25 protein-coding genes are annotated in these 26,150 nt (G+C 70.5%); 14 read left to right on the forward strand and 11 right to left on the reverse strand.

Annotation, left to right across the window (positions count from 1 at the left end; translation table 11 throughout):
* The first annotated feature begins 2 nt into the window (after positions 1-2).
* A complete protein-coding gene (locus ACFWNN_RS24530) occupies positions 3-1,133 on the forward strand; it encodes an RNA polymerase sigma factor (RefSeq protein WP_382442256.1) in 1,131 nt (376 codons plus the stop codon).
* A 70-nt stretch (positions 1,134-1,203) separates the two neighbouring features.
* Here ACFWNN_RS24530 and ACFWNN_RS24535 read toward each other — a convergent pair whose 3' ends face one another.
* From ACFWNN_RS24535 to ACFWNN_RS24550, 4 genes are all read right to left on the reverse strand, one after another.
* Positions 1,204-1,764, reverse strand: a complete 561-nt coding sequence (locus tag ACFWNN_RS24535; protein ID WP_382442257.1) for a ferritin — start codon at positions 1,762-1,764, stop codon at positions 1,204-1,206.
* Positions 1,765-1,863: 99 nt separating this feature from the next.
* Positions 1,864-3,051, reverse strand: coding sequence for an arginine deiminase (locus tag ACFWNN_RS24540; RefSeq protein ID WP_382442372.1), 1,188 nt, complete (start codon positions 3,049-3,051; stop codon positions 1,864-1,866).
* A gap of 147 nt (positions 3,052-3,198) precedes the next feature.
* Complete coding sequence (locus tag ACFWNN_RS24545; RefSeq protein ID WP_382442373.1) at positions 3,199-3,897, reverse strand: CPBP family intramembrane glutamic endopeptidase; 699 nt, start codon at positions 3,895-3,897, stop codon at positions 3,199-3,201.
* An 82-nt stretch (positions 3,898-3,979) separates the two neighbouring features.
* On the reverse strand, positions 3,980-4,744 hold the full coding sequence (locus tag ACFWNN_RS24550; protein WP_382442258.1) for a DUF2470 domain-containing protein: 765 nt from the start codon (positions 4,742-4,744) through the stop codon (positions 3,980-3,982).
* Positions 4,745-4,823: 79 nt separating this feature from the next.
* On the opposite strand from ACFWNN_RS24550, the gene ACFWNN_RS24555 reads away from it, so the two are divergent.
* Positions 4,824-5,288, forward strand: a complete 465-nt coding sequence (locus ACFWNN_RS24555; RefSeq protein ID WP_382442259.1) for a hypothetical protein — start codon at positions 4,824-4,826, stop codon at positions 5,286-5,288.
* Positions 5,285-5,737, forward strand: coding sequence for a hypothetical protein (locus ACFWNN_RS24560; RefSeq protein WP_382442260.1), 453 nt, complete (start codon positions 5,285-5,287; stop codon positions 5,735-5,737). Before ACFWNN_RS24555 ends, ACFWNN_RS24560 begins: the two co-directional genes overlap by 4 nt.
* On the opposite strand, the gene ACFWNN_RS24565 is transcribed toward ACFWNN_RS24560, so the two are convergent.
* From ACFWNN_RS24565 to ACFWNN_RS24580, 4 genes are read right to left on the reverse strand one after another with little or no spacing between them, the layout of a single operon-like run.
* Positions 5,734-6,876, reverse strand: a complete 1,143-nt coding sequence (locus ACFWNN_RS24565; protein ID WP_382442261.1) for a VWA domain-containing protein — start codon at positions 6,874-6,876, stop codon at positions 5,734-5,736. The genes ACFWNN_RS24560 and ACFWNN_RS24565 overlap by 4 nt on opposite strands.
* A complete protein-coding gene (locus ACFWNN_RS24570; RefSeq protein ID WP_382442262.1) occupies positions 6,873-7,505 on the reverse strand; it encodes an IclR family transcriptional regulator in 633 nt (210 codons plus the stop codon). Before ACFWNN_RS24570 ends, ACFWNN_RS24565 begins: the two co-directional genes overlap by 4 nt.
* Positions 7,505-8,668 (reverse strand): fumarylacetoacetate hydrolase family protein, encoded by a 1,164-nt coding sequence (locus tag ACFWNN_RS24575; RefSeq protein WP_382442263.1) that lies wholly within the window; start codon positions 8,666-8,668, stop codon positions 7,505-7,507. Before ACFWNN_RS24575 ends, ACFWNN_RS24570 begins: the two co-directional genes overlap by 1 nt.
* Positions 8,665-9,528 (reverse strand): hypothetical protein, encoded by an 864-nt coding sequence (locus tag ACFWNN_RS24580; protein ID WP_382442264.1) that lies wholly within the window; start codon positions 9,526-9,528, stop codon positions 8,665-8,667. The genes ACFWNN_RS24575 and ACFWNN_RS24580 overlap by 4 nt, the downstream gene beginning before the upstream one ends.
* Before the next feature lie 70 nt (positions 9,529-9,598).
* On the opposite strand from ACFWNN_RS24580, the gene ACFWNN_RS24585 reads away from it, so the two are divergent.
* The 6 genes from ACFWNN_RS24585 (at position 9,599) to ACFWNN_RS24610 (ending at position 17,215) form a co-directional block, all read left to right on the forward strand.
* Complete coding sequence (locus tag ACFWNN_RS24585) at positions 9,599-10,771, forward strand: homogentisate 1,2-dioxygenase (RefSeq protein WP_382442265.1); 1,173 nt, start codon at positions 9,599-9,601, stop codon at positions 10,769-10,771.
* Positions 10,772-10,804: 33 nt separating this feature from the next.
* Complete coding sequence (locus tag ACFWNN_RS24590; protein WP_382442266.1) at positions 10,805-11,968, forward strand: SWIM zinc finger family protein; 1,164 nt, start codon at positions 10,805-10,807, stop codon at positions 11,966-11,968.
* 427 nt (positions 11,969-12,395) lie between these two features.
* Positions 12,396-13,820: a DUF5691 domain-containing protein gene (locus ACFWNN_RS24595; RefSeq protein ID WP_382442267.1), complete on the forward strand. Its 1,425-nt coding sequence runs from the start codon at positions 12,396-12,398 to the stop codon at positions 13,818-13,820.
* The gene (locus tag ACFWNN_RS24600) at positions 13,817-14,902 is read left to right on the forward strand and encodes an AAA family ATPase (protein WP_285636137.1); all 1,086 of its coding nucleotides are present in this window, start codon (positions 13,817-13,819) and stop codon (positions 14,900-14,902) included. Before ACFWNN_RS24595 ends, ACFWNN_RS24600 begins: the two co-directional genes overlap by 4 nt.
* The gene (locus ACFWNN_RS24605) at positions 14,895-17,072 is read left to right on the forward strand and encodes a DUF5682 family protein (RefSeq protein WP_382442268.1); all 2,178 of its coding nucleotides are present in this window, start codon (positions 14,895-14,897) and stop codon (positions 17,070-17,072) included. The genes ACFWNN_RS24600 and ACFWNN_RS24605 overlap by 8 nt, the downstream gene beginning before the upstream one ends.
* Positions 17,069-17,215, forward strand: coding sequence for a hypothetical protein (locus ACFWNN_RS24610; protein ID WP_382442269.1), 147 nt, complete (start codon positions 17,069-17,071; stop codon positions 17,213-17,215). The genes ACFWNN_RS24605 and ACFWNN_RS24610 overlap by 4 nt, the downstream gene beginning before the upstream one ends.
* Here ACFWNN_RS24610 and ACFWNN_RS24615 read toward each other — a convergent pair.
* On the reverse strand, positions 17,212-17,586 hold the full coding sequence (locus ACFWNN_RS24615) for a cupin domain-containing protein (RefSeq protein WP_382442270.1): 375 nt from the start codon (positions 17,584-17,586) through the stop codon (positions 17,212-17,214). The genes ACFWNN_RS24610 and ACFWNN_RS24615 overlap by 4 nt on opposite strands.
* 35 nt (positions 17,587-17,621) lie before the next feature.
* On the opposite strand from ACFWNN_RS24615, the gene ACFWNN_RS24620 reads away from it, so the two are divergent.
* Positions 17,622-18,092, forward strand: coding sequence for a MarR family winged helix-turn-helix transcriptional regulator (locus tag ACFWNN_RS24620; RefSeq protein WP_382442271.1), 471 nt, complete (start codon positions 17,622-17,624; stop codon positions 18,090-18,092).
* Between the two features lies 1 nt (position 18,093).
* On the opposite strand, the gene ACFWNN_RS24625 is transcribed toward ACFWNN_RS24620, so the two are convergent.
* Positions 18,094-18,672 (reverse strand): TMEM165/GDT1 family protein, encoded by a 579-nt coding sequence (locus ACFWNN_RS24625; RefSeq protein WP_382442374.1) that lies wholly within the window; start codon positions 18,670-18,672, stop codon positions 18,094-18,096.
* A gap of 329 nt (positions 18,673-19,001) precedes the next feature.
* Between ACFWNN_RS24625 and ACFWNN_RS24630 the strand changes: the two genes are divergently transcribed.
* The 4 genes from ACFWNN_RS24630 to ACFWNN_RS24645 are packed head-to-tail and all read left to right on the forward strand — an operon-like array spanning position 19,002 to position 25,547.
* Complete coding sequence (locus ACFWNN_RS24630) at positions 19,002-20,456, forward strand: cytochrome ubiquinol oxidase subunit I (RefSeq protein WP_382442272.1); 1,455 nt, start codon at positions 19,002-19,004, stop codon at positions 20,454-20,456.
* A gap of 12 nt (positions 20,457-20,468) precedes the next feature.
* Positions 20,469-21,440, forward strand: coding sequence for a cytochrome d ubiquinol oxidase subunit II (gene cydB, locus ACFWNN_RS24635; RefSeq protein WP_382442273.1), 972 nt, complete (start codon positions 20,469-20,471; stop codon positions 21,438-21,440).
* Position 21,441: 1 nt separating this feature from the next.
* Positions 21,442-24,435 (forward strand): thiol reductant ABC exporter subunit CydD, encoded by a 2,994-nt coding sequence (gene cydD, locus ACFWNN_RS24640; protein ID WP_382442274.1) that lies wholly within the window; start codon positions 21,442-21,444, stop codon positions 24,433-24,435.
* Positions 24,436-24,440: 5 nt separating this feature from the next.
* On the forward strand, positions 24,441-25,547 hold the full coding sequence (locus ACFWNN_RS24645; RefSeq protein ID WP_382442275.1) for a GAF domain-containing sensor histidine kinase: 1,107 nt from the start codon (positions 24,441-24,443) through the stop codon (positions 25,545-25,547).
* On the opposite strand, the gene ACFWNN_RS24650 is transcribed toward ACFWNN_RS24645, so the two are convergent.
* Positions 25,525-26,142, reverse strand: coding sequence for a response regulator (locus tag ACFWNN_RS24650; protein WP_382442375.1), 618 nt, complete (start codon positions 26,140-26,142; stop codon positions 25,525-25,527). The genes ACFWNN_RS24645 and ACFWNN_RS24650 overlap by 23 nt on opposite strands.
* Positions 26,143-26,150 lie beyond the last annotated feature (8 nt).

Below are 26,150 nucleotides of genomic sequence, written 5' to 3' on the forward strand. Positions count from 1 at the left end.
GGGTGGACGAGGCACTGCTCAGGAGCCTCACGCCGGCCGTGCTCGGCATCCTCGTGCGTCGCGGAGCGGACTTCGCGGCGGCCGAGGACGCCCTGCAGGACGCGCTGGTGGAGGCCGTCCGCGTGTGGCCGGACGACCCGCCGCGCGACCCGAAGGGCTGGCTCGTCACGGCGGCGTGGCGGAAGTTCCTCGACGCGACCAGGGCGGACACCGCGCGGCGGCGCCGTGAGGACGTCGTCACCGCCGAACCTGAGCAGGGCCCGTCCTCCGACACCGACGACACGCTCCAGCTCTACTTCCTGTGCGCGCACCCGTCGCTCACGGCGTCGTCGGCCGTCGCGCTGACGTTGCGGGCCGTCGGCGGGCTGACCACGAAGCAGATCGCCCAGGCCTACCTGGTGCCCGAGGCGACGATGGCCCAGCGCATCAGCCGGGCCAAGAAGACCGTCGGCGACGTGCGGTTCGACCAGCCCGGCGACGTCGCGACCGTGCTGCGCGTCCTCTACCTCGTGTTCAACGAGGGCTACTCCGGCGACGTCGACCTGGCGGCGGAGGCCATCCGGCTCACCCGCAGGCTCGCCACCGAGATCGACCACCCCGAGGTAGCCGGACTGCTCGCGCTCATGCTCCTGCACCACGCCCGCCGCGCGTCGCGCACGCGGGACGGCAACCTCGTGCCGCTCGCCGAGCAGGACCGTTCCCGGTGGGACACGCGGCTCATCGCGGAGGGCGTCGAGATCCTCCAGGCGGCGCTCGCGCGGGACCGGCTGGGCGAGTTCCAGGCGCAGGCGGCGATCGCGGCACTGCACGCGGACGCGCCCGTGGCCGAGGAGACCGACTGGGTGCAGATCGTCGAGTGGTACGACGAACTGCTCGCCATCACCGGCAGTCCCGTCGTGCGGCTCAACCGCGCGGTGGCCGTGGGCGAGGCGGACGGGCCGCGCGCCGGGCTGAAAGCGTTGGCGGAACTGGACGAGTCATTGCCCCGCTACTCGGCCGTGGCCGCTTACCTCCACGAACGGGACGGGGACCTCCGAACGGCCGCGCGCCTCTACGTCGAGGCCGCCGGGAAAGCGTCGAACATCGCCGAACGCGATTACCTCACCCGCCAGGCGGCCCGGCTCAACAACTGAAAAGGCCCGCCACCCGAATGGGTTAGGCGGGCCTTTGTGATCAGGCACTCAATCGTGCGGAAGGATTAAGTCAGAGTGCTCCGCCTGCGGCACTGGGGGCACCCGAGTCGGCGCCTTCGTCACCCACGTGCTCGCGGGTCAGGAACGTCTCGACGTAGAACATGTTGCCGTCGGCGCGGTCCATGATCGTGAGCAGCGTCTTCATCGAGGAGACCTCCTCGACCTGCTCCTTCAGGAACCACTGCAGGAACTGCTCGCCGATGTAGTCGCCCTCCTCGCGGGCGGCCCTGGCGAGCGCGACGATCTGGTCGGTGACCTGCTGCTCCTGGGCGAGGGCCAGCGAGACGAGGTCGCGCGGCGCCTTGAACTCGTTGATCGGCGTCTCGACGCCGGGCACGGTGATCGCGATGTCGTTGTCCATCAGGAACTGCACGATCATCATCGCGTGGTTGCGCTCTTCGAGAGCCTGCTTGTAGAAGTGCGACGCGAGGCGGGGGAGGTCCTCGTTGTCGAACCACACGGCGAGAGCGATGTACTGCTGCGAAGCGGAGAACTCGTTGCCGACCTGAGCCTGCAGGAGCTCGTGGAACTTCGACTTCTTCGTCAGGATCTTCTTCACGTTCGAGGCCATGAGGAGTACGTTAACCCAAATCGGAGATCATCGCATTCCAGGAAAAGCTAACCTTTGTTTGGAAAGGTGAACCAAACAAAGGTTAGGCGTTCCTAACGATCACACCAATGGCGCGCGGTCGATCGGGCACGACATGCAGCGGGGCCCGCCGCGGCCGGAGCCCAGTTCGGAACCGGCGATCCGCAGCACCTCGACGCCCTGGTCCTCCAGGCGCGCGTTCGTCTCCACGTTGCGTTCGTACGCCACGACGAGACCAGGCGCCACGGCGAGGGTGTTGTTGCCGTCGTCCCACTGCTCGCGTTCGGCCGTGACGACGTCGAGGCCCGTGTCGATGACCCGCAGCCGTTCGATGCCCATCGCCTCGGCCGCCGCCTCCAGGAACGGCACGGGGCCGTCCACGCGCACGCCGCCGTCGCCGTCGGACCGCAACGGGTAGGCGGTGAGGGAGTCGCTGATCGCCGGGTACATCACCACGGCGTCGCGGTCGACCATCGTGCAGACGGTGTCGAGGTGCATGGTGGCGCGTTCCTGGGCGATCGGCACCGCCAGCACCGTGTGCGCGAGCCCGTCCGCCAGGGCCGAACGCGCGAACGACTCGGCGCCCGCCGGGGTGGTGCGCTCGCCGACGCCGATCGCGATCACGCCGGGCGCGAGCAGCAGCACGTCGCCGCCCTCCAACGGCGCCGAGTGCGCGCCGTACGCGCGGCCCGTGCGGCGGAACCGCGGGTGGTAGGCGTAGATCAGGTCCGTCAGCGTCGTCTCGCGGTCGCGCGCGGGCAGCGCCAGCGACGTGATGGCCACGCGGTCGCCGACCCACACCGACGAGTCGCGGGTGAAGAGCAGGTTCGGCAGCGGGTCGACGGCGAAGTCGATCGGCAGGTGCATCTTGCGCACCAGCGACGCGCCCTCGGCGGCCGGCAACTCCTCGAACGTCATGCCGGTCATCAGCACCTGCGCGAGCTGCGGCGCGGGCAACGAGGTGAGGTGGCTGCGCAGCGCGTCGGCCAGGTCGATGCCGAGGCGGCGCTCGTTGACGGCGCTGTGGATGCCGGCGATGCGCGCGCGGTTGTCCTCCAGCGCCTGCACCAGCACGTCGGCCAGCAGCAGGACCTCGACGCCCTTCGAGGTCAGCGTCGCGGCGAACGCGTCGTGCTCCTCCTGGGCCCGCCCGACCCACGGCACGCCGTCGAACAGCAGCTGGTCGTTGTTGCGGGGCGTGAGCCGCTTGAGCTCGTTGCCCGGCCGGTGCAGCAGCACCGTGCGCAACGGGCCGACCTCGCTGTCCACGCGGGGCGCGGCGTCCGGGAGTGCTTCCGTCTCAGCGATCGTGTGCGCAGTCACCGGTCGAGCGTAACCCTGAACAGCACAAATCGCCGCTCACGGGCCTGGATTGGCAACGAATCGCATGGAATGTTGCCGCTGACCATCGAAACGTTAGGGCAACCAGCTGACTTTGCCTCGAAGTATTGTGTAACCGACGAACGCCACGACGTCGAGGATCGTGTGAGCGATCACCAACGGCCACAAGCGCTTCGTCCGTTGCCAGTAGTACCCGAACACCAGGCCCATCACGACGTTGCCGACGAACCCGCCGAAGCCCTGGTAGAGGTGGTACGACCCGCGCAGCACAGCCGCCGCGACCAGCGCCGTGTACTGCCGCCAGCCCAACTGGTTCAGCCGCGTGATCAGGTACCCGACGACGAGCACCTCCTCCGCCCAGGCGTTGCCGGCGGCGGCGAGGATCAACGCGACGCTCATCCACCACTGGTTGTCCAAAGTGGACGGCTGGACGGCGAGGTTGAGCCCCAGCGCCCACGCGGCGAAGTACAACCCCAGCCCGGGGATGCCGATGACCGCCGCGAGCCCCAGCGCGCCGAGCGAGTCGGCGAGCTTGCGCGTCCCGTCGAGTCCGATGACCCGCAGCTTGATCCCCGTGCGCCACAACAGGTACAGGCCGATGCCGCCCCACGCGGCCAGCTGCAGCACCCCCAGCAGCTGTGCCACCAGGTCGAGCAGGTCGGCCCGCGCCTGCGGGACGTTGATCGCGACGGACTGCTGGTTGAGCGGCGTCGGCTGGAGCAGGCTGTCGATCAGCCGCACCAGGCTGCGCAGCCCGGACAGCCCGAGCGTCATGCTGAAGACGATCAGCAGCTCGATCTGGTACCCGCGCTTCTCGGCGTCGGGGATCACCGCAGGTTCGATCACCTGCGCGAGGCTACCGCTGGGAGAGGAACGGGCAGCCCATCAACCGCCGCAGCTCGGCGGCGAGTTCCTGCGGCGTGCTGACCGGCTTCGAGAACGCGATCCGCACGTCGTGGTCGTCGCACTCGGCCTCGACCCGCAGCCGCAACCCGAACCGGTCGAGCCCGAGCGGCCGCACGTGCCCCGCCTGCAACTCCTCCGGCAGGTGCCGCGCGAGCTGCCCGACGACGTCCCGGTGTGCCGCCTCCAGGTGCCGCAGCCAGTGGTCCTCGTTGCGGCAGAACGGATCCGGCTGCGCGCTCGCGAACTGCTCCGGCCTGATCGACGAGGTCCCCTCGGCGTCCGCGATCACCATCGACGCCGGTGTGAGCCTCAGCACGGAAGCCCCGTGCCCGGCGTCCAGCAGCCGGTGATCGGGCCGCACGTCGGCCACGGCGAGGATCTCGTCCCGAGCCTCCTTGCCGTCCAGCGCGGTGACCCACCCGGTGAGCCACAGCAACCCGCGCACGGGCTCGCGCAACGGCACGGGTGCCTGGTCGGCGATCTCCAGCATCGCCGTCACCTCGGACCGCGGCGTCTGCCACAACTGCCCGACCAGCGGATGTTCGTCCGGCAGCAACAGGATCGTGGTGCCGCACGGGTGCACGTGGTGGAACAACGGGCTGGTGCGCGACCCGGACTGAGGAAGCAGCGCGGCGGCCCCGTGGCGCTCCGCGATCGTGCGGGCGCGCTCTGCGGCGTGCGGCGCCGGCGGGCGCTTGGTCTGGGTGTCGGTCACCGCTCCACCTCCTCGGAAGGTTAGGCAAGCCTAACTTAGCTTCGCTCATCAAGGGAAGCATCACCTGTACCTTGGTCAGGTGGTCGTGCCCAACAAGCCGTCCACCGAGGTGACGGCGCTCGACGATCGGTGGACCCGGCACTGCGTCGCCCGGGCGAGCCGCCGTGCCCTGGTGTGGACGGTGGTCGCGGGTGCGGCCTTCGGACTCCAGTTCCTGCTGGTACTGGTGTGGTCGTGGTCTTCACCGGTGGCCCTGGTGCTGCTCTTCTTCGCCGCGGCCGTGCTGTGGGTGGTGACACGCCGTCGTCCGGTGCGTTTACCGGAAGGCGAACCGTGGCATTTCGCCCATGTGCAGTGGGAAGGAGGGCGTCTGGTCGTGTTGAGCTCACCACCGCTTTTGCTGACCCTGCGCGTGGGGCCTCTCGTGCGTGGACGGATCGCGCGCCATCGGCGCGTGTGGTTCGTGCCGCCGGACGCGTCGGGGAACACCGTCGTCACGTTCCGCGGGGTGCCGCAGCTGATTCCGGCGCGTGTGCGCAGATGATCCTGGAGACCTGGAGCGACACCTGTCTCGCGCGGGCGGATCGCCGCGCCGTCGGCTACATCTTCTTCGCGCTCGCCGTGCTCGGCGGAGTGCTCTTCCTCGGCTGGCTCTGGCTGATCGTGTTGTCGGTGCCGGTGGTGATCGAGCTCGCGGCACCGGGGATCAAGCACTTCGTCACGCGCCGGGGCACGATCGCGTTGATCGAGCAGTTCCCGTGGCGCCCGGTGTCGGCGAGCTTCGTGCCCGGCCGGCGGATCGGGCGCTCGGCGTACCTGAAGGTCGACGGGTCGGAGAAGAACCTGCGGCTGCCGGAGCTCCCCGAACGGGCGCGGGTGCTGGTGCGGCACACCGGACGCGTGTGGATCGCCGGACCTGACGAACGCGGGCGCGTGGCCGTGATGACGCGTGGCCTGGCGTTCCTGACGCGCGGCCGGGTCGTGGAGCGCTAACGGCCCGTGGCGATGCCCTCGGCCTCGGCCCACTGCGTGAGGTCGTCCTTGCGCAGCGCGGCCGCCAGCAGTTCGGGGAACTTGTCGGGCGTGCAGGCGAACGCGGGTGCGCCCAGCGCGTGCAGCTTCGCGGCCAGTTCGTGGTCGTACGACGGGGTGCCGGAGTCGCTGAGCGCCAGCAGGTTCACGACCGAGACACCACTCGCGACCAGCTCGCGGACCCGGCGCTGGAGCTCGGTCTCCGACCCGCCCTCGTAGAGGTCGCTGATGATCACGACGACCGTGTCGGTCGGCCTGCGCACCTGCGTCTGCGCGTAGGCGACCGCGCGGTTGATGTCCGTGCCGCCGCCGAGCTGGGCGCTGAACAGCAGGTCCACCGGGTCGCTCAGCTGGTCGGTCAGGTCGGCGACCTCGGTGTCGAAGACGACGAGCTTCGTCGAGATCGACCGGATGCTCGCCAGCGCGGAGCCCAGCACCGCCGCGTGCACCAGGGACTCCGCCATCGACCCCGACTGGTCGACCAGCAGGATCACGTCCCGCATCGCCGCCGTCCGGCTGCGCCTGCGGTGGCCGATCAGGTCCTCGACGATCACGGTCTTGTGCCGCGGCTGGTAGTTCTTGAGGTTCGCGCGGATCGTCGTCGCCCAGTCGACGTCCGGCAGCTGCGGCCGGTGCGTGCGCTTCGAGCGGTCGACGGCACCGCGGACGGCCTCGACCAGCCGGTCCTTCAACCGTCGTTCGATGTCCTCGACCACCTTCTGCACCACGGCTTTCGCGGTGTCGCGGGTGCGGGCGGGGATCGCGCGGCTGAGCTGCAGCAACGTGCTGACGAGGTTCACGTCCGGCTCGACCGACTGCAGCAGCTCGGGTTCGAGCAGCAGCTGCTTCAGGCCCAGCTTCTCGACGGCGTCGCGTTGCATGACCTGGACGACGGACGTGGGGAAGTACTTGCGGACGTCACCGAGCCACCTGTGCAACTGCGGCGAGCTGGCGCCGAGTCCGGCACCGCGGTCACCACCGCCGCCGTACAGGCCCGTGAGCGCGCCGTCACGCCGTTGGTCGTCCTCACCGAGGTCGGACACGTCCTCAGCGCTCGGCCCCAGCAGCAAACGCCAGCGCCGCAGCCGTTCGTCGCTCATTTGAGTGCTGCCGCCACTTCTTCGGCCGCACGCACGACGTGAGGGCCGACGACGTCCGCGTCGAGCTTCTCCAGCGCCACGACACCAACGGACGCCCTGAGACCAGGCACGCCACGCACCGGCGCCGCGACGCCGTACGCGTTCGGTTGCAGCTCACCGGCCGACACGACCCACAGCTCGGACGGCTGCGAGATGGCCTTGCCGGCGGCCCCGCGGTGCACCGGGTGGCGCGAGCCGACCCGGTACGCCACGTGGAAAGCCGTCCACGACGGTTCGACGACGGCGACGGCCTGCGCCTCGCTGCCGTCCGCGACCGTCAGGTGTGCGGTGGCGCCGACCTTCTCGGCGAGCTCGCGCAGCGCCGGGTTCGCCGCCATCCGCAGCTGGGGGAGGACGTTGGAGGCGAGCCGCAGCACGCCCAGGCCGAGTCGCACCTTCGAGCCCTCGCGGCGCACGAGACCGCGCGCCTGCAACGGCACGAGCAACCGGTAGACCGCGGCCCTGGACGCGCCGATGGCCGTGGCGAGCTCCGAGATCGACGGTGCCTCGGACTCCGCCTCAGCGACCGCCTGGAGCAGCGCCAGACCCCGTTCCAGGGTCAGCGAGCTCTCCTTCGTCGCTCCGACCATCACGCACTCCGAACTGTTCCCACCACCTCGGCGAGACCGACCACGGAGCCGCCTTCACCGGGAGCGGTCGCGGTCAGCTTGACCGTGTCGCCGTCCTCCAGGAAGGACCTCGTGGAGCCGTCGTCGAGCTTGAACGGTTCCTTGCCACCCCAGCTGAGTTCGAGGAACGAGCCGCGCTCGTCCTTCTCCGGTCCCGAGACCGTGCCGGAGGCGAACAGATCACCTGGGCGCACCGTAGCGCCGTTCACCGTCATGTGCGCCAGCTGTTGCACAAACGACCACGACATTTCCCGGAACGGAGGCCGCGCGACGATCGTGTCGTTGAGCTCCACCGTGATCGTGATGTCCAGGCCCCAGGGCTGGTCGCACGTCAGGTAGTCGTGCAGCTTGTTCGGCAGCGGCGGCGTGGGCACGCGTGCAACTGAGAACGCCTCCAGCGGCGTGATCCACGCGCCGATGGACGTCGCGAACGACTTGGCGAGGAACGGGCCGAGCGGCTGGTACTCCCACGCCTGGATGTCGCGCGCGGACCAGTCGTTCACCAGCGCGACGCCGAAGACGTGCTCGGCGGCCCGGCTGGTGGACACGTTGGCCGCCTTCGGGCCACCGCAGACGAACCCGACCTCGGCCTCGATGTCGAGGCGTTCGGACGGACCGAACTTCGGGCCCTCGCTGCCGCGCTTCTGGCCGTTCGGACGGACGATCTCGGTGCCGGAGACGTACACCGTGCCCGCGCGGCCGTGGTAGCCGATCGGGAGGTGCGTCCAGTTCGGCGTGAGCGCGTCGCCGTCGGGGCGGAACATCTTGCCGACGTTCTCCGCGTGGTGCCTCGAGCTGTAGAAGTCCACGTAGTCGCCGACCGTGAACGGCAGCTTGGCCGTCTCGATCCCGACGAGCTCGGCACCCTTGGGGGCGGAGCTCGACGTGACGATCTCGCGCAGCTTGGCCCGCAGCACGCTCCAGACCGGCCTGCCGGCGGCCAGCAGCGGGTCCAGGGAGTCGCCCTGGACGTACTCGCTGCACTTGCCCAGCGCGAGGCTCTTGAGGAGCAACGCCCGGTCGCCGACGCGGACGGCCACGCCCCCGTCGACGACGCCGTAGGGCAGGGTCTGCGGTCCGAACGGCTGGTCCTCGGTGAAGTTCGGGTCGCTGATCCAGCTCACAGCAGTCCAAGCCCCTCGAGGTCGGCGACAGGTTCGGCGAGCGAGCACGAGCCGTAGCTCGCGAACACACCGCGGACGGCGTGCGCGGCCTGGTCGCTCAGCGCCTTCGCCTCGGCGGTGAGAGCCTCGGCGTCGGTGCTCGCGAGCGCCTCGCGGACGTCGCGGCCACTGAGGCTGCGAGCGGTGGCCACGAGGAGGTTCAGGAAACCGTGGTGCGTGAAGCCCTGCTCGTCGGTGTAGCGGACGGCCTTGTGCAGGCCCGCCGTCGCCTTGAACGCGACGCCGCCACCGCTGACGACGGACAGGAAGTCACCGACCTCCTCGACGCTCGGGAAGTTCTCCTGGGAGAGACCACCGCAGCGCAGCTTGGGCCAGCTGCCGTGCTCGATGACCCGGCGGACGCCGTCGAGCCACTCGGCACCGCCGCGGCGGGGTTCGACGACGCGGATGACGTCCTCGGGCACGAACTCGGACACGCGCTCGAGCCACACCTCGTCCACATCGGACGGTGCGGGCATCTCGACCATGCGCAGAGCCAGGAGCTCGCTTCGGCTCTCGACGATGGACACGGCCTTCGGCACGCCGCCGAGGCCGGTGTCGATCACGAGGCTCAGAGCGATCGGTTTGGCCGGCTTCACCTTGATCAGCTCGGTGATCAGCTCGGCAAGACGGGAGGCGGGACAGAGGAAGAGACCCATGACGCCGGACCACTCGCCGACGCGTCCGTCGAGGTGACCGCGCACCGCGTCGGGCATCGACGCGTTCCCCGGAGGGAACAGCGCGGCATCGTCCACAAGCCTCGCGAGCAGGGGCGGAGTACCGCGCGGACCGGGCGCACGGAGTTCGACAGCGCTTGACACGGCTGACACGCTAGCTGGGTATCGGTAAGTGAACAAAGATGTCCGATAATCGAACGCCCTCGGAGAGGTCATGGCTTACTACCGCCAGGTCGGGGAGATCCCCCGAAAGCGCCACACCCAGTTCCGCAAACCGGACGGTGGGCTCTACGCGGAAGAGCTCATGGGGGTCGAGGGGTTCTCGGCCGATTCGGCCCTGCTCTACCACCGCCACCTGCCGACGGCGATCGTCAACGCGGAGACCGTGAAGGACGAGCGGGGTTCTGTGGCGCCGAACCTGCCGCTGAAGCCGCGGGCGTTCAAGACGCAGGACCTGACCTGGGCTTCCGACGAGGTCGACGCCGTGACCGGCCGTCGCAAGCTGTTCGGGAACCCGGACGTGACCATTGCTTTCGTGGTCGCCTCCGTGCCCTCTCCGTTGTACCGCAACGCTTTCGGTGACGAACTGCTGTACGTGCAGAGCGGTTCGGGTGTCATCGAGACGATCTACGGGCCGTTGGAGGTGGGGGACGGCGACTACGTCGTGATCCCGACCTCGTGCACGTACCGGGTGGTGCCGGCGTCGCCGATGTCGATCCTCGTGATGGAGGCGACCGGACACGTCGGTCCGCCTCGTAGGTACCTGTCGAAAGCCGGACAGTTCCTGGAGCACTCGCCTTACTGCGAGCGCGACATCCGGGGGCCGCTTGAGCCGTTGGTGGTCGAGGGCGAGGACGTCGACGTGCTCGTGCGGCACCGCGCGGGCCTGACGCGCTTCACCTACGCGAACCACCCGTTCGACGTAGTCGGGTGGGACGGCCACCTGTACCCGTGGGTCTTCAACATCCGCGACTTCGAACCGATCACCGGCCGCGTGCACCAGCCGCCGCCCGTGCACCAGACGTTCGAGGGACCGAACTTCGTCGTGTGCTCGTTCGTGCCGCGCAAGGTGGACTACCACCCGTTGTCCGTGCCGGTGCCGTACAACCACGCGAACGTCGACTCGGACGAGTTGATGTTCTACGTGGGCGGCAACTACGAGGCGCGCAAGGGCTCCGGCATCGGCGTCGGGTCTCTTTCTCTGCACCCGTCCGGCTGCACGCACGGGCCGCAGCCGGGAGCGGTGGAAGCGTCGCTGGGCGTGGACTACTTCGACGAGACGGCGGTCATGGTCGACACCTTCCGGCCGCTCGAGTTGGGCGAGGCAGCGGAAGCCTGCGAGGACCCCGGTTACGCGTGGACGTGGGCCCGTCGCGGTCCGGCCTGATTTTCTGTCGGAGGTCCTCGCTACTTTGGTCTGGTGAGGACACGAGCCGTTCCGATGCGCTGGCAGGGCCTGGGCAAGGCCCTGCCGGTGCTGTGGGGCCTCTACGCGGGCTCCGGCTCGACGCCGTACCGCGTGTGCGTGGACCTGGCGGCGGGCTCGGCCAAGTGCACCTGCCCGTCCCGCAAGTTCCCCTGCAAGCACGCCATCAGCCTGCAGGAACTCGACCTGCCCGACTCCTCGCCGCCCGAGTGGGTGGAGGAGTGGACGTCTCGTCGCGCCGCCCGTGAGCTGGACTCGTCGCCGGAAGCCGTCGCCCGCCGCCTGCGTGCCCGCGAGAAGACGGCGGCCAACCGCGCACTGGCGATGTCGTCCGGCATCGACGGGCTGCGCGACTGGCTGCTGGACGTGGCGTCGGCCGGCATCGCGTCCCTGCCCGGCCGCCCGGCCTCGTGGTGGCAGGCGTTCACCGCGCGCATGATCGACGCCCAGGTGCCCGGCATCGCCGCGGCGGTCACGGAGATCCAGGAGATCGTCTTCCGCTCGGGCCCGCGCTGGACCTCCGACGTGGCCGACCGCCTCGGCGGCCTGCACCTGCTGTGCTTCGTGCAGCCGCGCACCCGCCTGGGCGTGACGATCCCGGAGGAGACGGTCCGCGCCACCCCCGGCGTGACCGACAGCTGGGTGGCGTTGCTGCGCATGGAGACCGACGACGGCCGCGTCCGCACGGTCCGCCAGTGGTGCTGGGGCCGTACGTCGGAGCGCTGGGTCGTGGCGATCAGGCACTCCGCGGTGGGCGCCCCGGTCCCGCTGCTGCCACACGGCCTGGAGTCCACGGCCCTGGTCCACTCCTACCCGGCGTCCGACCGCGTGGCGGTGGGGGAGCTGACGGAGTCAGTCGCCCCCGCCCACGTGCCGGCGCCCGTGTCGTGGCGCACGTCGCTGGCCTCACTGGAACCGATGCTGCTCGCCGACCCGTGGCAACGCCTGTTCCCGCTGGGATGTGCCGCCGTCCGGCTGCACGGCTCGTCCCTGGTCGACGGGTCGGGGCACGGGCTGCCGGTCCGCGACGACACGGGGCTGGACATGGCCTTGGCGTTGACGGGCGGCGTCCCGTTCGACGCCTGGGGCCTGTGGGACGGCCACGCCCTGAGGCTCGGCGCGGTGTCGATCGACGGCGTGCTGGAGGTGGTGGCGTGACCGCCCCGACCGCGCACCGCGCACTAACCGCGCCGCGCCGACCCACCGAGTCCATCCGCATGCCCCGCTCCGCCGCATCCTTGAGCCCGCACGCTCCGACGCGCCTCGCACCCCTCGTGCCGCCTGCCGCACCCCACCTCGCGTCGCCGACCGCGTCCCACCCCGCGCCGCTGGCCCCGACGCGCCCCGCACCCTTCGCGTCGCCTGCCGCGCCCCGCCTCGCGTCGCTGGCCTCGCCCCGACCCGCACCCCTTGGGTCGCCTGCCGCACCCCACCTCGCGTCGCCGACCGCGTCTCACCCCGCGCCGCTGGCCCCGTCCCAGCCCGCACCCCTCGCGTCGCCGACCGCGCCCCGCCTCGCGTCGCCGCCCCAGCCCCACCCCGCGCCCCTCCCGTCCGGCTCCTCCCACACCCCGGAGGTGGCGGCGTGAAGGACGAGTGGTCGAAGACCGTTCAGGACCTCCTCATCGGCACCACCCGCGGCGGAGGCGACCCCACCACCCTGCTGGCCGACTGCGCCGCCCTCGGTGTGGCCGCGTTCGGTGCCACGCTGCCCCAGGAGGCCGCAGCCGAGCCGGTGCCCCTCGCCCCACCCGAACCCGCCGCCCGCCCCCGCCCGGCCGCCAGAGCGGTCCTGGAGGCGATCATGAGCCTGGACGACGAGGTGCTGCTGACGGAGTGGTGCGCGCTCGCCAAGGCCAACGACGTCGTGGCCGAGCACCGCATGCTCCCGTCCCTGCTCGCGATCGGCACGGCCCGCCCAGGCCTGCGCGCCGCCGTCGTCGAGGTCCTCGGCACGCGCGGTCGCTGGTTGGCGGGCACCCGTCCCGGCTGGTCGTGGGCGAGTGGTGCGGCACCGCTGGTGGACGAGGTGCCGCTGGAGGAGATCCTCGACCTGCCCAGCGCCCAACGGGTCCGGGCGTTGCGCCGCAAGCGCAAGGCCGACCCGCTGCAGGTGGGGGCGTTCATCGCGCGGGAGTTCGCCGAGTCGCGGCGCTCCTCCGACCGGCAGGTGCTGATCAGCGCCCTGGAGACCGGTCTGGGGCCGCAGGACGAACGCCTGCTGGAGGTGGCGCTCGACGACAAGTCGGCCGCCGTCCACGACGAGGCGCTCCGGCTCCTGCGCAGGGTGAAGCCCACCCGCCTGCAGGCCCGCGCGGCCCACCGCCTGCGGCACGGGCTGAGGCTCACCGCCGACGGCCTGGACGTGCGGCCCGAGGAGCTCTGGACCGTCCCGCCCGAGGAGCCCGAACTGCGCGACCTCATGCGGGACGGCTCGGAGAAGGGCGTGGCCGGACGGATCCGGGCCGCGGCGGCGAGCGTGCCGCCGTCGTACTGGACTTCGACCCTCAAAGCCGACGACGAGAAGGCGGCGAACATCCTGCGGAAGGGGCCGTGGGCCGGGCCGCTGCTCAGAGGTGTCGCCGACCAGCTGGCCGCCGCGAAGGACCCGAGGCCGTGGGCCGTGGCCGCAGCAGAGACGCTGACCGGCATGGAGCAGCTCGAGATGCTGGCCGCGCTGCCCGCCAAGGTCGCCGAGCAGGCCGTCGTGGCCGTGTCGAAGAACTGGCACTACGACCTCCTCGACCACGCGTGCGCGCAGCTGCCGGCGCCGTGGTCGCCGGAGACGACCCGCGCGTTGCTGCACCGCTACGCCGCCCTGCCCGATCCCCGGTGGCGTGCCGGACGGCCGCCCGCCGTGCTGCTGGCGCGGGGTGACGCCGACCTGCTCGGCGCCAGCTGGGAGGCTCTGACCCGTCGCTGGCCGGAGAACTCGCTGGAGCTCGAGGTGCTCCGGCTCCGCATCCGCCTGCGTGAATCGTTCGCTCCACCGCCCCAGGAGGCCCAGTGACCGCCGTGCTCAGGCCGACGGCCGAACAGCAGTACGCCGCCGAGCTGGAGGCCGTCGCTGCCCAGGACGACCGGCAGCGGCCGCCCAACTGGCGGCTGTCGCCCCAGGCCGTGGTCACCTACGTGCTGGGCGGCACGCTGCCCGACGGCACGGTGATCACGCCGAAGTACGTGGGCGCGCGCAGGCTGGTGGAGGTCGCGGTCGGCACCCTGGTGACGGACCGCGCGCTGCTGCTCGTCGGGGTGCCGGGCACGGCCAAGTCGTGGCTGTCCGAACACCTGGCCGCGGCGATCAGCGGCGACTCGACGCTGGTCGTGCAGGGCACGGCCGGCACGAGCGAGGACCAGGTCCGCTACGGCTGGAACTACGCCCGCCTGATCGCCGAGGGCCCGAGCGAGAACGCGCTGGTGCCGAGCCCGGTGCTGCGCGGCATGCAGAGCGGCGCGATCGTGCGGGTCGAAGAGCTGACCCGCATGCCGTCCGAGGTGCAGGACTCGTTCATCACGGTGCTGAGCGAGAAGTCGCTGCCGGTGCCGGAGCTGAACACGCAGGTCCAGGCCGTGCCGGGGTTCACCGTGATCGCCACGGCCAACGACCGCGACCGGGGCGTCAACCAGATGTCGTCGGCGCTCGCGCGGCGCTTCAACACCGTCGTGCTGCCGCCGCCCGCGACCGAGGACGCCGAGGTCGAGATCGTCATCACCCGAGCCCAGCAGCTCGGCAAGGCGCTCCAGCTGCCCGCCGAACCGCCCGCGCTCGACGAGGTGCGCCGGGTCGTGCGGATCTTCCGCGAGCTGCGCAACGGTTCCACCGTGGACGGTCGCACGCAGCTGAAGAAGCCGAGCGGCAGCCTGTCCACGGCGGAGGCGATCTCGGTCATCGCGAACGGCATGGCGCTCGCCGGCCACTTCGGCGACGGCACCCTGGGCGCCGACGAGCTCGCCAGCGGCCTGATCGGTTCGGTGATCAAGGACCGCGTGTCGGACGCGACGGTCTGGCAGGAGTACCTGGAGACGGTGCTGAAGGAGCGCTCCGAGTGGCGCGACCTCTACCGCGCCTGCCTGGACGCCAGCGGTGACTGAGCCTGACTCCGGCCCGATCCTGCTCGGCATCCGGCACCACGGCCCCGGCTCGGCCCGGATGGTCACGCGCGCGCTGGAGCAGACCCGCCCGTCCCTGATCCTGATCGAGGGCCCGCCGGAAGCCGACGCGCTGCTGGAACACGTCCACGCCCTCACCCCGCCCGTCGCGATCCTGCTGCACGACGAGGCCGAGCCGGAGAACGCGGCGTTCTGGCCGTTCGCCGAGTTCTCGCCGGAGTGGCAGGCCCTGCGCTACGCGGCCGAGAACGGCGTCCAGGCGCGCTTCTTCGACCTGCCGGCCGCGGCGTCGATCGGCGACGACGGCCCGAGCGGAGCCGTGGACCCGATCGGCCTGCTGGCCGAGGCCGCGGGCTTCGACGACCCGGAACGCTGGTGGGAGGACGTGGTCGAGCACAGCGCGTCCGATCCGCTCGACCTGGCCGGCGCCATCGCCGAGGCCATGGTCGCCGTGCGCGCGGAGTTCGAACACGAGGTCGGCGAACGCACCCTGCGCCGCGAAGCCTTCATGCGTCAGACGATCCGCAAGTCCCGCAAGGAGACCGACGGCCCGATCGCCGTCGTCTGCGGCGCCTGGCACGTCCCGGCCCTGCTCACCAAACCCACGGTCGCCTCCGACACCGCCCTGCTGAAGGGCCTGCGCCGCCGCAAGATCTCCGGCACCTGGGTCCCGTGGAGCCACGGCCAGCTCGCCGCCGCGTCGGGCTACGGCGCCGGCATCGACTCCCCTGGCTGGTACGCCCACCTCTGGCAGCACCAGCAGGACGTCGTCCCGCGCTGGTTCGCCAAGGCCGCCGCCGTCCTGCGCGAAGAAGACCTCCCGGCTTCCACCGCAAGCGCCGTGGAAGCCGTCCGCCTGGCCGAAACCCTTGCGGCGCTGAGGGAACGCCCGTCCGCGGGCCTGAGCGAAGTCAACGAGGCCGCCCTCGCCGTCCTCTGCGGAGGCGAGGAGATCCACCTCCGGCTGGTCCACCGCAAACTGGTCGTGGGCGAACGCCTCGGCGAGGTGGGCGACGCCGTCCCGCGTTCCCCGCTCGCCGCAGATCTCCAACGCCTGCAACGAAAACTCCGCCTCCCCGCGGACGTCCAGCCCAAGCAGCTCAAGCTGGACCTCCGCAAGGACACCGACCGGGAACGCTCCAAACTCCTGCAACGCCTGGACGTTCTCGGCGTCCCGTGGGGCAAGCCGGACCGTTCCAACTCCCTCGGCACCTTCGCCGAGGTCTGGCAACTCCGCTGGGACCCGGTCTTCGCCGTCTCCGTCGCCGTGGCGGCCCGCCACGGCACGACCGTCCACACGGCAGCGGAGAACGTCCTGACCCAGTCGGCGAAGGACGCCCAGCGCGTGGCCGACGCGGCGGCCACCCTCACCAAGTCGGTCGGCTGCGAACTCCCCGCGGCCGTTGCCGAGTCCCGCAAGGCCCTCGACCGCTGCGCGGCCCTCGCCACCGACGCCCTCGAACTGCTGGCCGCCCTCCCGGACCTGGCCAGGACGGTCCGCTACGGCTCGGTCCGAGGCACCGACCCGGAACTCCTGCGAGTGGCCCTGCACGGCCTGCTGACCCGAGGCGCCGTGGGCCTCCCGCTGGCCTGCCGCAACGTGGACGACGAAACGGCGGAACACGCCCTCCAGATCGTCGACGGCGCCCACGAGGCAACGCGCCTGGCAGCCGACGAGGACCACCAGAAGACCTGGTGGCGAGCCCTCCACACCCTGGTCAAGGCAGAGGCCCACGGCCTCCCGACGGGCAGAGCCACCCGCCTGCTCTGGGAAGCGGGCGAACTCACCAGCGACGACGTTGCCACCCGCCTGCACCGCAACGTCGCCACAGCGTTCGTGGCGGGCTTCCTGCGCGGCTCGGCCACCCTGCTCGCCGCAGACCCGCGCCTGTTCGGCCTGATCGACGAGTGGCTCAGCGGCCTGCGAGGCGACGCCTTCGACGACGCCCTGCCCCTGCTCCGCCGAGCCATCACCGACTTCACCCCGGCCGAACGCCGCCTCCTCGGCGAACGGGTGGTGGCGGGCGAGACCCCGCAACCGACGTCCGACGACGAGTGGGACCTGGCCATCGCCGAACGCCTCGCCGCCCACGTCCGCAGCCTGATGGCAGGAGTTTCGCGCCCGTTGGATGCGCCGACCCCAGAGGCGTGACCGCACCCGAAGAGGGCCTGACCGCGCCCGACGAAGAGCGCCTCGAGGAGTCGCAACACCTCATCGACGAGGCCAAGAAGATCGCCCACGACCTGCGTGAAGAGGTCCCGGACACCTCACCGGAGCCTCCGGCAGAAAGCTAGAGCGACCAGGGCGGCGTGATGGTCTGGCCGTCCGCCAGCGTGCCCTGGATCCCGACCGACGTGGCCACCAGCACCCGCGCCGGCCCGCCCGTCAACGCCAGCTCCGTGTCGGCCGGCACCACGATCGCGTCCCCGGCCGACGCCGTCTGCCCCTGGATCGTCACCGACCCGGACAGCACGTAGAACACCTCCTCGCGAGACGCCCGGTGCGGCGTCCCATCTCCGCCTTCAGGCACGTCGACCGTCCACAACGCGATCTCCGAACTCCCGCGCGACGGCACGGCCAGCGACCGGAACTCGAACCCGCCGAACGAGTGCGCAGCGGCGGAATCCCCCGTGATCAGCACGGCAACAACCTCCAAAGTAGTCAACTAAGTTGTCCAACCTTAGAATAAGGTCAACCAGGTTGTCTACCCAGGAGAAGCAGATGGAACCGGTGCCGATGCTGCTGGCGATGACCTACCGCGCCCTGGGCGACCAGTTCCACGACCGTCTGGCCCAGATCGGCCTGGAACCGCTCCGCCCGGCCCACGGCTACGTCTTCCGCTTCCTGAAGCGGAAACGAGCCACAACCGTCGACATCGGACACCACCTCGGCGTCACCAAGCAGGCCGCCGCGAAGATCGTCAACGAGCTGGACGAGTGGGGCTACGTCCTCAGGGAGCCGCACCCCACCGACAAGCGCGCCCAGTACGTCACCCTGACCACCAAGGGCCGCGACTACCTGAAGCTCGCCGACAACCTCTGGTCGGACCTCGAAGGAGAGATGGCCACAGCGATCGGCGAGGACACCCTCGCCACCATCAAGCAGGGCCTCGCCGCGTACCTCGAACGCGTCCACGGCGAGGACCAGCCGGGCCTGCGACCGGTCTGGTAAATCAGAACACCTGCGTCAGCGCGATCACGCCGAACACCGCGAAGACCACCCCGGCCACCCGCTGGATCCAGTGCGTCGGCAGCCGCCCGGCCAGCTTCCGCCCGACCAGGACCGCCAGCCCGGCCACCGCGACCAGCGCGAGCCAGGCTCCGAGCCCGACGGCGATCGGTTCGCCGTAGCGAGCGGTGATGCCGGCGGTGGCGAGCTGTGAGGCGTCGCCCCACTCGGCCGCGAACAGCACGCCGAACGAGGTCAGGGCCGCCCGCCAGAACGGCACGGCGGTGCGTGTTCCCGCCTCGTCCGCGGAGTCTTCCTCCTTCGAGAACCCCTCCTTGAGCAGCAGGAACGCGCCCACCAGGAACAGCAGGGCCACGACACCGGCCACGAGCCGGTCGGGGAGCAGGGTGATGGCGGTGCCGAAGGCGGCGCCCACGACGGTCTGCACGGCGAAGGCGGCGACCACGCCGACGAACACCGGCCAACCCCGGTAGCGCGTGGTCAGCACCAGGGTGGCGACCATGGTCTTGTCAGGCAGCTCGACGAGGAACACCACCGCGAAGGCGGTGATGAACGCGAGCAATGAAGTGGCCACGAGGTCCTCCACGTCCGAATACGAACCCGGACGGAGGCGCAACAGACCCCGACCGGGCATGCTGCAACCCGGCCGGAGGTCTCGTTCGCCCGATCAAGATCGGGTGTGGGACCGGATCCACTCGAAGGCGGATCAGTATGTCGATCACCACGCCACCGGCAACGAACACCGGTAGGAACTACTCCCCTCTGGCGCACACATCGTAACCGACGCATGTCACCCACACGGCGTGACTTCGCGCACGGGACCTTGGTCCCGAGAGGGAACGGGACCGTCGTACCTGATGAGGCCCATGATCCACATTTACGCTCAGAAACGTGGACGTACTCGAACTCGCACGGTGGCAGTTCGGCATCACCACCGTCTACCACTTCCTCATGGTGCCGCTGACGATCGGACTTTCGATCCTGGTCGCCGGTATGCAGACGGCTTGGGTGCGCACGGGCAACGAGCGCTACTACAAGATGACGAAGTTCTGGGGGAAGCTCCTCCTGATCAACTTCGCCATGGGTGTCGTGACGGGCATCGTGCAGGAGTTCCAGTTCGGCATGGCCTGGAGCGCCTACAGCCGGTTCGTCGGGGACGTGTTCGGGGCGCCGCTCGCGATGGAGGGGATCGTCGCCTTCTTCGTCGAGTCGACGTTCCTCGGGCTGTGGATCTTCGGCTGGGACAGGCTGCCCAAGAAGGTCCACCTCGCGTGCGCCTGGGCGTTCAGCCTCGCCACGGTGGCCAGCGCCTACTTCATCCTCGCCGCCAACTCGTGGATGCAGCACCCGGTGGGCATCGAGATGCACGACGGACGGCCGCGGCTCACCTCGATCTGGGCCGTGCTGACCAACAACACGGTGCTCGCCGCCTTCCCGCACACCATCGCGGGCGCGTTCGCGGTGGTCGCCGCGTTCCTCGTGGGCATCGCCGCGTGGCACCTCTGGCGCAGGTCGGAGGAGGAACGCGTCTGGCGCAGCTCGCTCAAGCTCGGCACGTGGGTCGGCGTGGTCGCGTTCGCTGCGCTCAGCATCAGCGGTGACCTCCAGGGCAAGCTGATGTTCGAGCAGCAGCCGATGAAGATGGCCGCCGCGGAAGCCTTGTGCCACACCGAACAACCGGCGAGCTTCAGCGTCTTCGCGATCGGCGACCTCAGCAGGCCCGACTGCGAGAACGTCAAGAGCATCACCGTGCCCGCGTTGCTGAGCTTCTTGGCGCACAACGACTTCAGCAGCGAGGTCAAGGGCATCCAAGATCTTGTGCCGATGTACCAGGAGAAGTACGGCGAGTTCTACCCCGTCGACGAACGGCTGGGCGAGCTCAGCGGCAAGCCGATCGACTACGTGCCCGCGCTTCCCGTGACGTACTGGGGTTTCCGCCTCATGATCGGGTTCGGCGGCATCTCGGCCGGCCTCGGAGTGTTCATGCTCTGGTTGACCCGAAAGAACCGGACGCCCACCGGCTGGTGGTTCCCGGCACTCGGTCTCGCCGGCATCGTGACTCCCTTCCTGGCCAACAGCGCGGGCTGGATCTTCACGGAGATGGGACGCCAGCCGTTCGTGGTCGCCCCGAACCCGACGGGCGTGGACGGGGTCTGGATGTTCACCGCGCAGGCGGTCAGCCAGGTCTCGCCCGCCGAGATCCTGACCTCGCTCATCGCGCTCACCACGGTCTACACGGTGCTGGCGGTCGTGGAGTTCTACCTGATCCGCAAGTACGTCCGGGGCGGGATACCCGGCGTGCTGCCGCAGAAGACCGACGACGGCGCCCTGGCGTTCGCGTACTAGGGGAGAGGCGACGTGGAAACGCTCTGGTTCGTCATCATCGCCGTGCTGTGGCTCGGCTACCTGTTCCTCGAAGGTTTCGACTTCGGCGTGGGCATGCTGCTGCCGGTTCTCGGGCGCAGCAACGAAGAACGCCGGGTCATGATCAACACCATCGGGCCGGTCTGGGACGGCAACGAGGTGTGGCTCATCGTCGCGATCGGTGCCACGTTCGCGGCCTTCCCCGGCTGGTATGCGGCGCTGCTCAGCGCCGCGTACCTGCCACTAACGTTGTTCCTCGTCGCACTGATCGGCCGTGGGGTCGCGTTCGACTACCGCGGCAAGGTCGACAACCCGCGCTGGCGCAAGGCTTGGGACTACACGATCGTCATCGGTTCGTGGATCGCCACGCTCTGCGTCGGCCTGCTGATCTCGACGACGGTGCTGGGCCTGCCGATCGACGCCAACGGTGACCGCGTCGGCTCGCCGTTCGCCGCGATCCGGCTGGAGACAGTCGTTGGGGCGCTTGCGTTCGCGGGCTACGCGCTGGTGCACGGCGCGGTGTTCACGGCACTCAAGACCGAGGGCGAGATCCGCGAACGTGCGCGCCGCGTCGCGTTGATGATGTCGCCGGTCGTGCTGCTCCCGCTGGTCGCGTTGCTCGCGATCGTCGCGGGGCTGTGGACGGCGATCGTCGTGGTGATCCTCGGACTGGCGATGTGGCGGCTCGCGGTGGACCGCGACGGGCAGTCGTTCGCGTTGATGGGACTGGCGATCGCGGCCAGTGTCGCGTTGCTGTTCGGCTCGCTCTACCCGAACGTCCTGCCGTCGACGCTCAACGACGCGTGGTCGCTCACGGTCGCGAACACCGCGTCGAGCCCTTACACGCTGCAGGTGATCACGTGGGTCGCCGGCTTCGGCACGCCCGCTGTGCTGGTCTACCAGGGCTGGACGTACTGGGTGTTCCGCAAGCGGATCGGCGTCCAGCACATCCCGGCAGGACACTGAGATGAAGCGAGGCCCGCTGGGAGCTCTGCCCCAGCTCTCCCGGAACGCCAGGCGCGCCCTCGTCGGGGTGGGCGCGCTGGCGTTCCTCAACGCCCTGGCGCTCGTCGCGCAGGCCGTCGCGCTGGCGTCGGTGATCACGACCCGCGAAGGCCTGCCGCTGCTGGCCGTGGCGATCCTGGCGCGTGCCGGGCTGTCGTGGGCGACCGAGTCGGCTGCTGCTCGTGCCGCCGCCGGGGCCAAGGAGGAGCTGCGGACCCAGCTGCTCGCCAAGTCGTTCGAACGCGGCCCCGGCTGGATCGCCGACCGCGGCACGGCCGAGCTGTCGGTGCTCGCGACCAAGGGTCTGGACGCGCTCGACGCCTACTTCACCCGCTACCTCCCCGCGCTGGTCACGGCCGTGATCGTGCCGCCGCTGGCGGGCGCGTGGATCCTCTTCACGGACTGGCCGTCGGCCGTGCTGATCGCGGTCACCGTGCCGCTGATCCCGGTCTTCGCCGCGTTGATCGGCTGGTACACCGAGAAGCGCGTCCACAAGGCCGCCGACGTCACCGAGCTGCTGTCCGCGCAGCTCCTCGAACTGCTCCGCGCGCTGCCGGTGCTGACGGTCTTCGGCCGGGCCAAGCAGCAGGCGGGCGCGGTCCGGCAGATCGGCGAGCAGCACCGCAAGGCCACGATGGGCACGCTCCGGATCGCGTTCCTCAGCGCGTTGGTGCTGGAGATCGCGGCGTCGCTGAGCGTCGCGCTGATCGCGGTCGGCGTCGGCATCCGGCTGGTGCACGGCGACATGACGCTGATGACCGCGCTGGTCGTGCTGATCCTGGCGCCCGAGTGCTACCTGCCGTTGCGCGCGGCCGGAGCGGCGCACCACGCCAGCGAGGACGGCCTCGAAGCGGTCCGGCGCGTGGCCGAGGTCGTGGAGCACGAGGGTTCGGGGCGGCCGCGGCTGCCCGGCGGGTCGGTCCACGTCGACAGCCTGCGCGTGCTGCGGCGCGACGGGTTCGCCCCGGACGGCATCAGCTTCGACGTCCGCCAGGGGGAGATCCACCGGCTCGAAGGCGCGAGCGGCAAGGGCAAGTCGACGACGTTCCAGGTGCTCCTGGGCTTCCTGGAACCCACCGACGGCAGCGTGTTCGTCGCCGGCGACATCGCGTACGTGCCGCAGAAGCCCGCGTTCGCCGCCGCCACACCCCGCGCCGAGCTGGAGCTCACGGTGCCGGGCGCCGAGGACGTCGAGCAGGTCGCGGACGAGGTCGCGGCCGTTCACCTGCTCGACCGCCGGATCACCGACCTCTCGACCGGGGAACGCCAACGCGTCGCCGTAGCGCGCGCTCTGCTGAGGGTGCGTCACGGCGCGACGGTGCTGCTCCTCGACGAACCGACCGCGCACCTCGACCCGGTGACAAGTCGCAAAGTCGACAAAGCGATCAAGAGAGCAAGCGCCACGGCGGCCGTCGTGCTCGCCTCGCACCGGGAGAAGGAGGCGGCCGAGGACGAGACGGTCGCCAGGGTCGTCACCGAGGAGACCGCGCCCGAACGGCCGAAGCGGCTGCCCGTGCCGTGGAAGGGCGCCGGCCTGGGCGTGCTCGCGGCGATGGCGGGCATCGCGTTGACCGCGCTGGCCGCCCACCTGATCGCCCGCGCCGCCGAGATGCCGCCGATCCTGACCCTGTCGGTGCTGGTCGTGGGCGTGCGGACGTTCGCGCTGAGCAAGGGCGTGTTGCGGTACATCGAGCGGTTGGTGACGCACGACGAGACGTTCCGGCTCGCGAACAACCTGCGCGCCGAGCTGTGGTTGCGGCTCGTGCGCACCCAACGACGTGATGGCCTGCAACGGCTGGTGGACGACACGGACACCGTTCGCGACCTCATCCCGCGTGTTCTGGTGCCCCCGATCGTCGCCATCGGGGCGGGGATCGCGACCACGATCCTGTTCGCGTTCATCGACCCCAGGGCCGCGCTCGTGCTGGGCGCGCTCCTGCTCGCGGCAGGGCTCGCCGCCCCGGCCGTCGCCGTCTGGACCGAGCGGCGGGCCAGCACGAAGCTCGCCAGGGGTCGCCGCCAGATCGCCACGGACACGATCAACGCGTTGACCGCCGCGCCGGACCTGATCGCGCACGACGCCCACCACCGGCTGCTGGCCCGCCTGCACGCCGACGACGTCGACCTCGCCGCGCAGACGCGCAGGCAAGCGTTTGGCACGGGCGCGGCCACGGCGATCGTCCTGCTCGCGACAGGTGCGGCGGCCCTGCTCTGCGCGTTGACCGGCAACCCGGTGCTGGGGCTCGTCCCACTGGCTCTGGCCGAACCGCTGGCCGCGCTGCCGCTGGCCGCCCAGCAGCGCAGGGCGTTGCGAGAGGCTTCGGCGCGGCTCCAGTTCGACGCGCCCGAACGACCCGAGGTCGCGAGGGGCAAGCGGATCCGGCTGGAGAACGTCGACGTCCGCTGGCCCGGCGCGACCGAGCCGACGTTGCGCGACCTGCACCTCAACGTCGAGCCCGGCACGCACGTGGCGATCGTCGGGCCGTCGGGCAGCGGCAAGTCGACGCTGTTCGCGCTGCTCCTGGGCTTCCTCCCGCCGGAACGGGGGATCGTGGAGCTGCCGCGCGCCACCTGGTGCCCGCAGGAACCGATGCTGGTCAGCACGACCGTGCGGGAGAACCTGAGGATGTCGGGGCAGCACGACGACGAGGCGTTGCGGCAGGCGTTGCGCGACGCGTGCCTGCCGGACTGGGCGGACCGGCTCGACACCGTGATCAGGCCTGACCAGGTCTCGGGCGGCGAGGCGCAACGGCTGGTGCTCGCGCGGGCGTTGCTGCACGACGCCGACGTGGTGCTGCTCGACGAGCCGACCGCGCACCTGGACGAGCCCACCGCGCGCCGGCTGCTGGAGCGGCTGCGGCACGACGGCAGGACAGTCCTGCACATCACGCACCGCCCGGACGAGGCGGCGAGGGCGGACCTGGTGCTGGACCTCGGCACGCCCGCATACCGTTGAGAGCCATGGACCCCTCTCTGGCGCGGCGCGTGCTCGTCGCGTCCACCGAGATCACGTCGGCGGCGCTGGAAGACCCGGAGAACGTGCTGCGGCTCGTGGTGGAGGCGGCCGCGGAGATCGCGGACGCCGACCTCGGCCTCGCCATGCTCGCCACGGACGAGGACGACGGCACGCTGACCGTCGAGGCGTCGTCCGCCGAACCGGTCGTGGCCACGCTGAGCCCGCGCAGTGCTGCTGCGAAGGCCGCACGCACGGGCGTGCCGGTGATGGCGGACGACGTCACGAGCGACCCGCGCACGGCGCCGTACGTGCCGCACGCGCTGCGGACGTACGGACCGTTCGCCGTGGCGCCGTTCGGCACCTCGGACCGGAAAATCGGCGCTCTGGCCGTGTACCGGCGCCGGGACAAGGCGCCGTTCACGCAGGAGACGGTGGACGTGCTGTCGGCGTTCGCGGCGCAGGCGGGCCTCGCGGTCGTGCTGGCCGAGGGCTTCACGGCACGGCAGCGCGTCGCGGTCTACGAGGAGCGCGAACGGATCGCCCGCGACCTGCACGACGTGATCATCCAACGGCTCTACGGCGCCGGCGTGCAGCTCAGCCTGCTGGAACGGCGCCTCGGCAAGAAGCTCGACCACACCGACCGGGCCCGGATCAACGAGGCCGTCGACCTGGTGGACGAGACGATCGCCGAGGTCCGCGGCACCGTCCGCAAGCTGCGCAACACCGACCCGGCCGAGGGCGCCGACCTGCTTGACTCGATCAAGGCCGAGGTTCGCACCGCCGGTGAGCTGCTCGGGTTCGCGCCCCGCCTGCACGTGGCGGGCGACCTGGCGAACGTGCCGCAACGCCACGCCGACGACGCGCGCGCTGCGTTGCGTGAGGCGCTGTCGAACGTCGTGCGCCACTCAGGCGCCACGAACCTCCAGATCGACGTACGGCGCGATGAGAAGCATCTGCTGCTGCGCGTCGCCGACAACGGATGCGGCATCCCGTCCGGTGTGACTCAGCGCGGATTGCGGCACCTCGCCGAACGGGCGAAGTCCGCGAGTGGCGATTTCCGCGTCGTGAGTTCGCCGAACGGGACGACGCTCACCTGGTCCGTCCCCGTTTAGCCACCCATGCGGCGGCTTGCGTCCGCCGTTCCATGCCGAGTTTGGACAGAACCGACGTCACGTAGTTCTTCACCGTCTTCTCGGCGAGGAACAGACGTTCACCGATTTGGCGGTTCGTGAGGCCCTCACCGATGAGTTCCAACACGCGCTGTTCCTGGTCGGTGAGTCCGATCGGGGATGGATTGCGCATCCGTTCGAGTACTCGGCTTGTGGTCGCGGGGTCCAGAAGGGACCGTCCAGCCGCGACCTCGCGCACGGCCGTGACGACGTCCTGACCCCTGACCTGTTTGAGCAGATACCCAGAAGCACCAGCCATGATCGCGCCGACGAGCGCCTCCTCGTCGTCGAACGCGGTCAGGACGAGGCACCGGATGCCGAGGTCCCGCAGCGACCGGCAGAGGTCGACACCACTGCCGTCCGGCAGTTGCACGTCGACGACCGCCACGTCAGGTGGGGTCTTTTGAGCCCGTGTCACCGCCTCGCCGACGGATCCGGCCTCGGCAATGACCGAGATGTCCGCCTCGTCGTCCAACATCTCGCGCAGTCCTCTGCGCACTACTTCGTGATCGTCAACCAACAAAACGCGCACTGGCACGAATCCAC

Source organism: Lentzea sp. NPDC058450 (assembly GCF_042721395.1).
In the GTDB taxonomy this organism is placed as follows: Bacteria; Actinomycetota; Actinomycetes; order Mycobacteriales; family Pseudonocardiaceae; genus Lentzea.

Excerpts from the sequence above, each read along its gene's own strand:
- ACFWNN_RS24535 (WP_382442257.1), bottom strand. The coding sequence starts at position 1,764 with ATGGCCTCGAACGTGAAGAAGATCCTGACGAAGAAGTCGAAGTTCCAC.
- ACFWNN_RS24545 (WP_382442373.1), bottom strand. The coding sequence starts at position 3,897 with ATGACGCTCGGGCTGTCCGGGCTGCGCAGCCTGGTGCGGCTGATCGAC.
- ACFWNN_RS24560 (WP_382442260.1), top strand. The coding sequence starts at position 5,285 with ATGATCCTGGAGACCTGGAGCGACACCTGTCTCGCGCGGGCGGATCGC.
- ACFWNN_RS24565 (WP_382442261.1), bottom strand. The coding sequence starts at position 6,876 with ATGAGCGACGAACGGCTGCGGCGCTGGCGTTTGCTGCTGGGGCCGAGC.
- ACFWNN_RS24570 (WP_382442262.1), bottom strand. The coding sequence starts at position 7,505 with ATGGTCGGAGCGACGAAGGAGAGCTCGCTGACCCTGGAACGGGGTCTG.
- ACFWNN_RS24585 (WP_382442265.1), top strand. The coding sequence starts at position 9,599 with ATGGCTTACTACCGCCAGGTCGGGGAGATCCCCCGAAAGCGCCACACC.
- cydD (WP_382442274.1), top strand. The coding sequence starts at position 21,442 with ATGAAGCGAGGCCCGCTGGGAGCTCTGCCCCAGCTCTCCCGGAACGCC.
- ACFWNN_RS24645 (WP_382442275.1), top strand. The coding sequence starts at position 24,441 with ATGGACCCCTCTCTGGCGCGGCGCGTGCTCGTCGCGTCCACCGAGATC.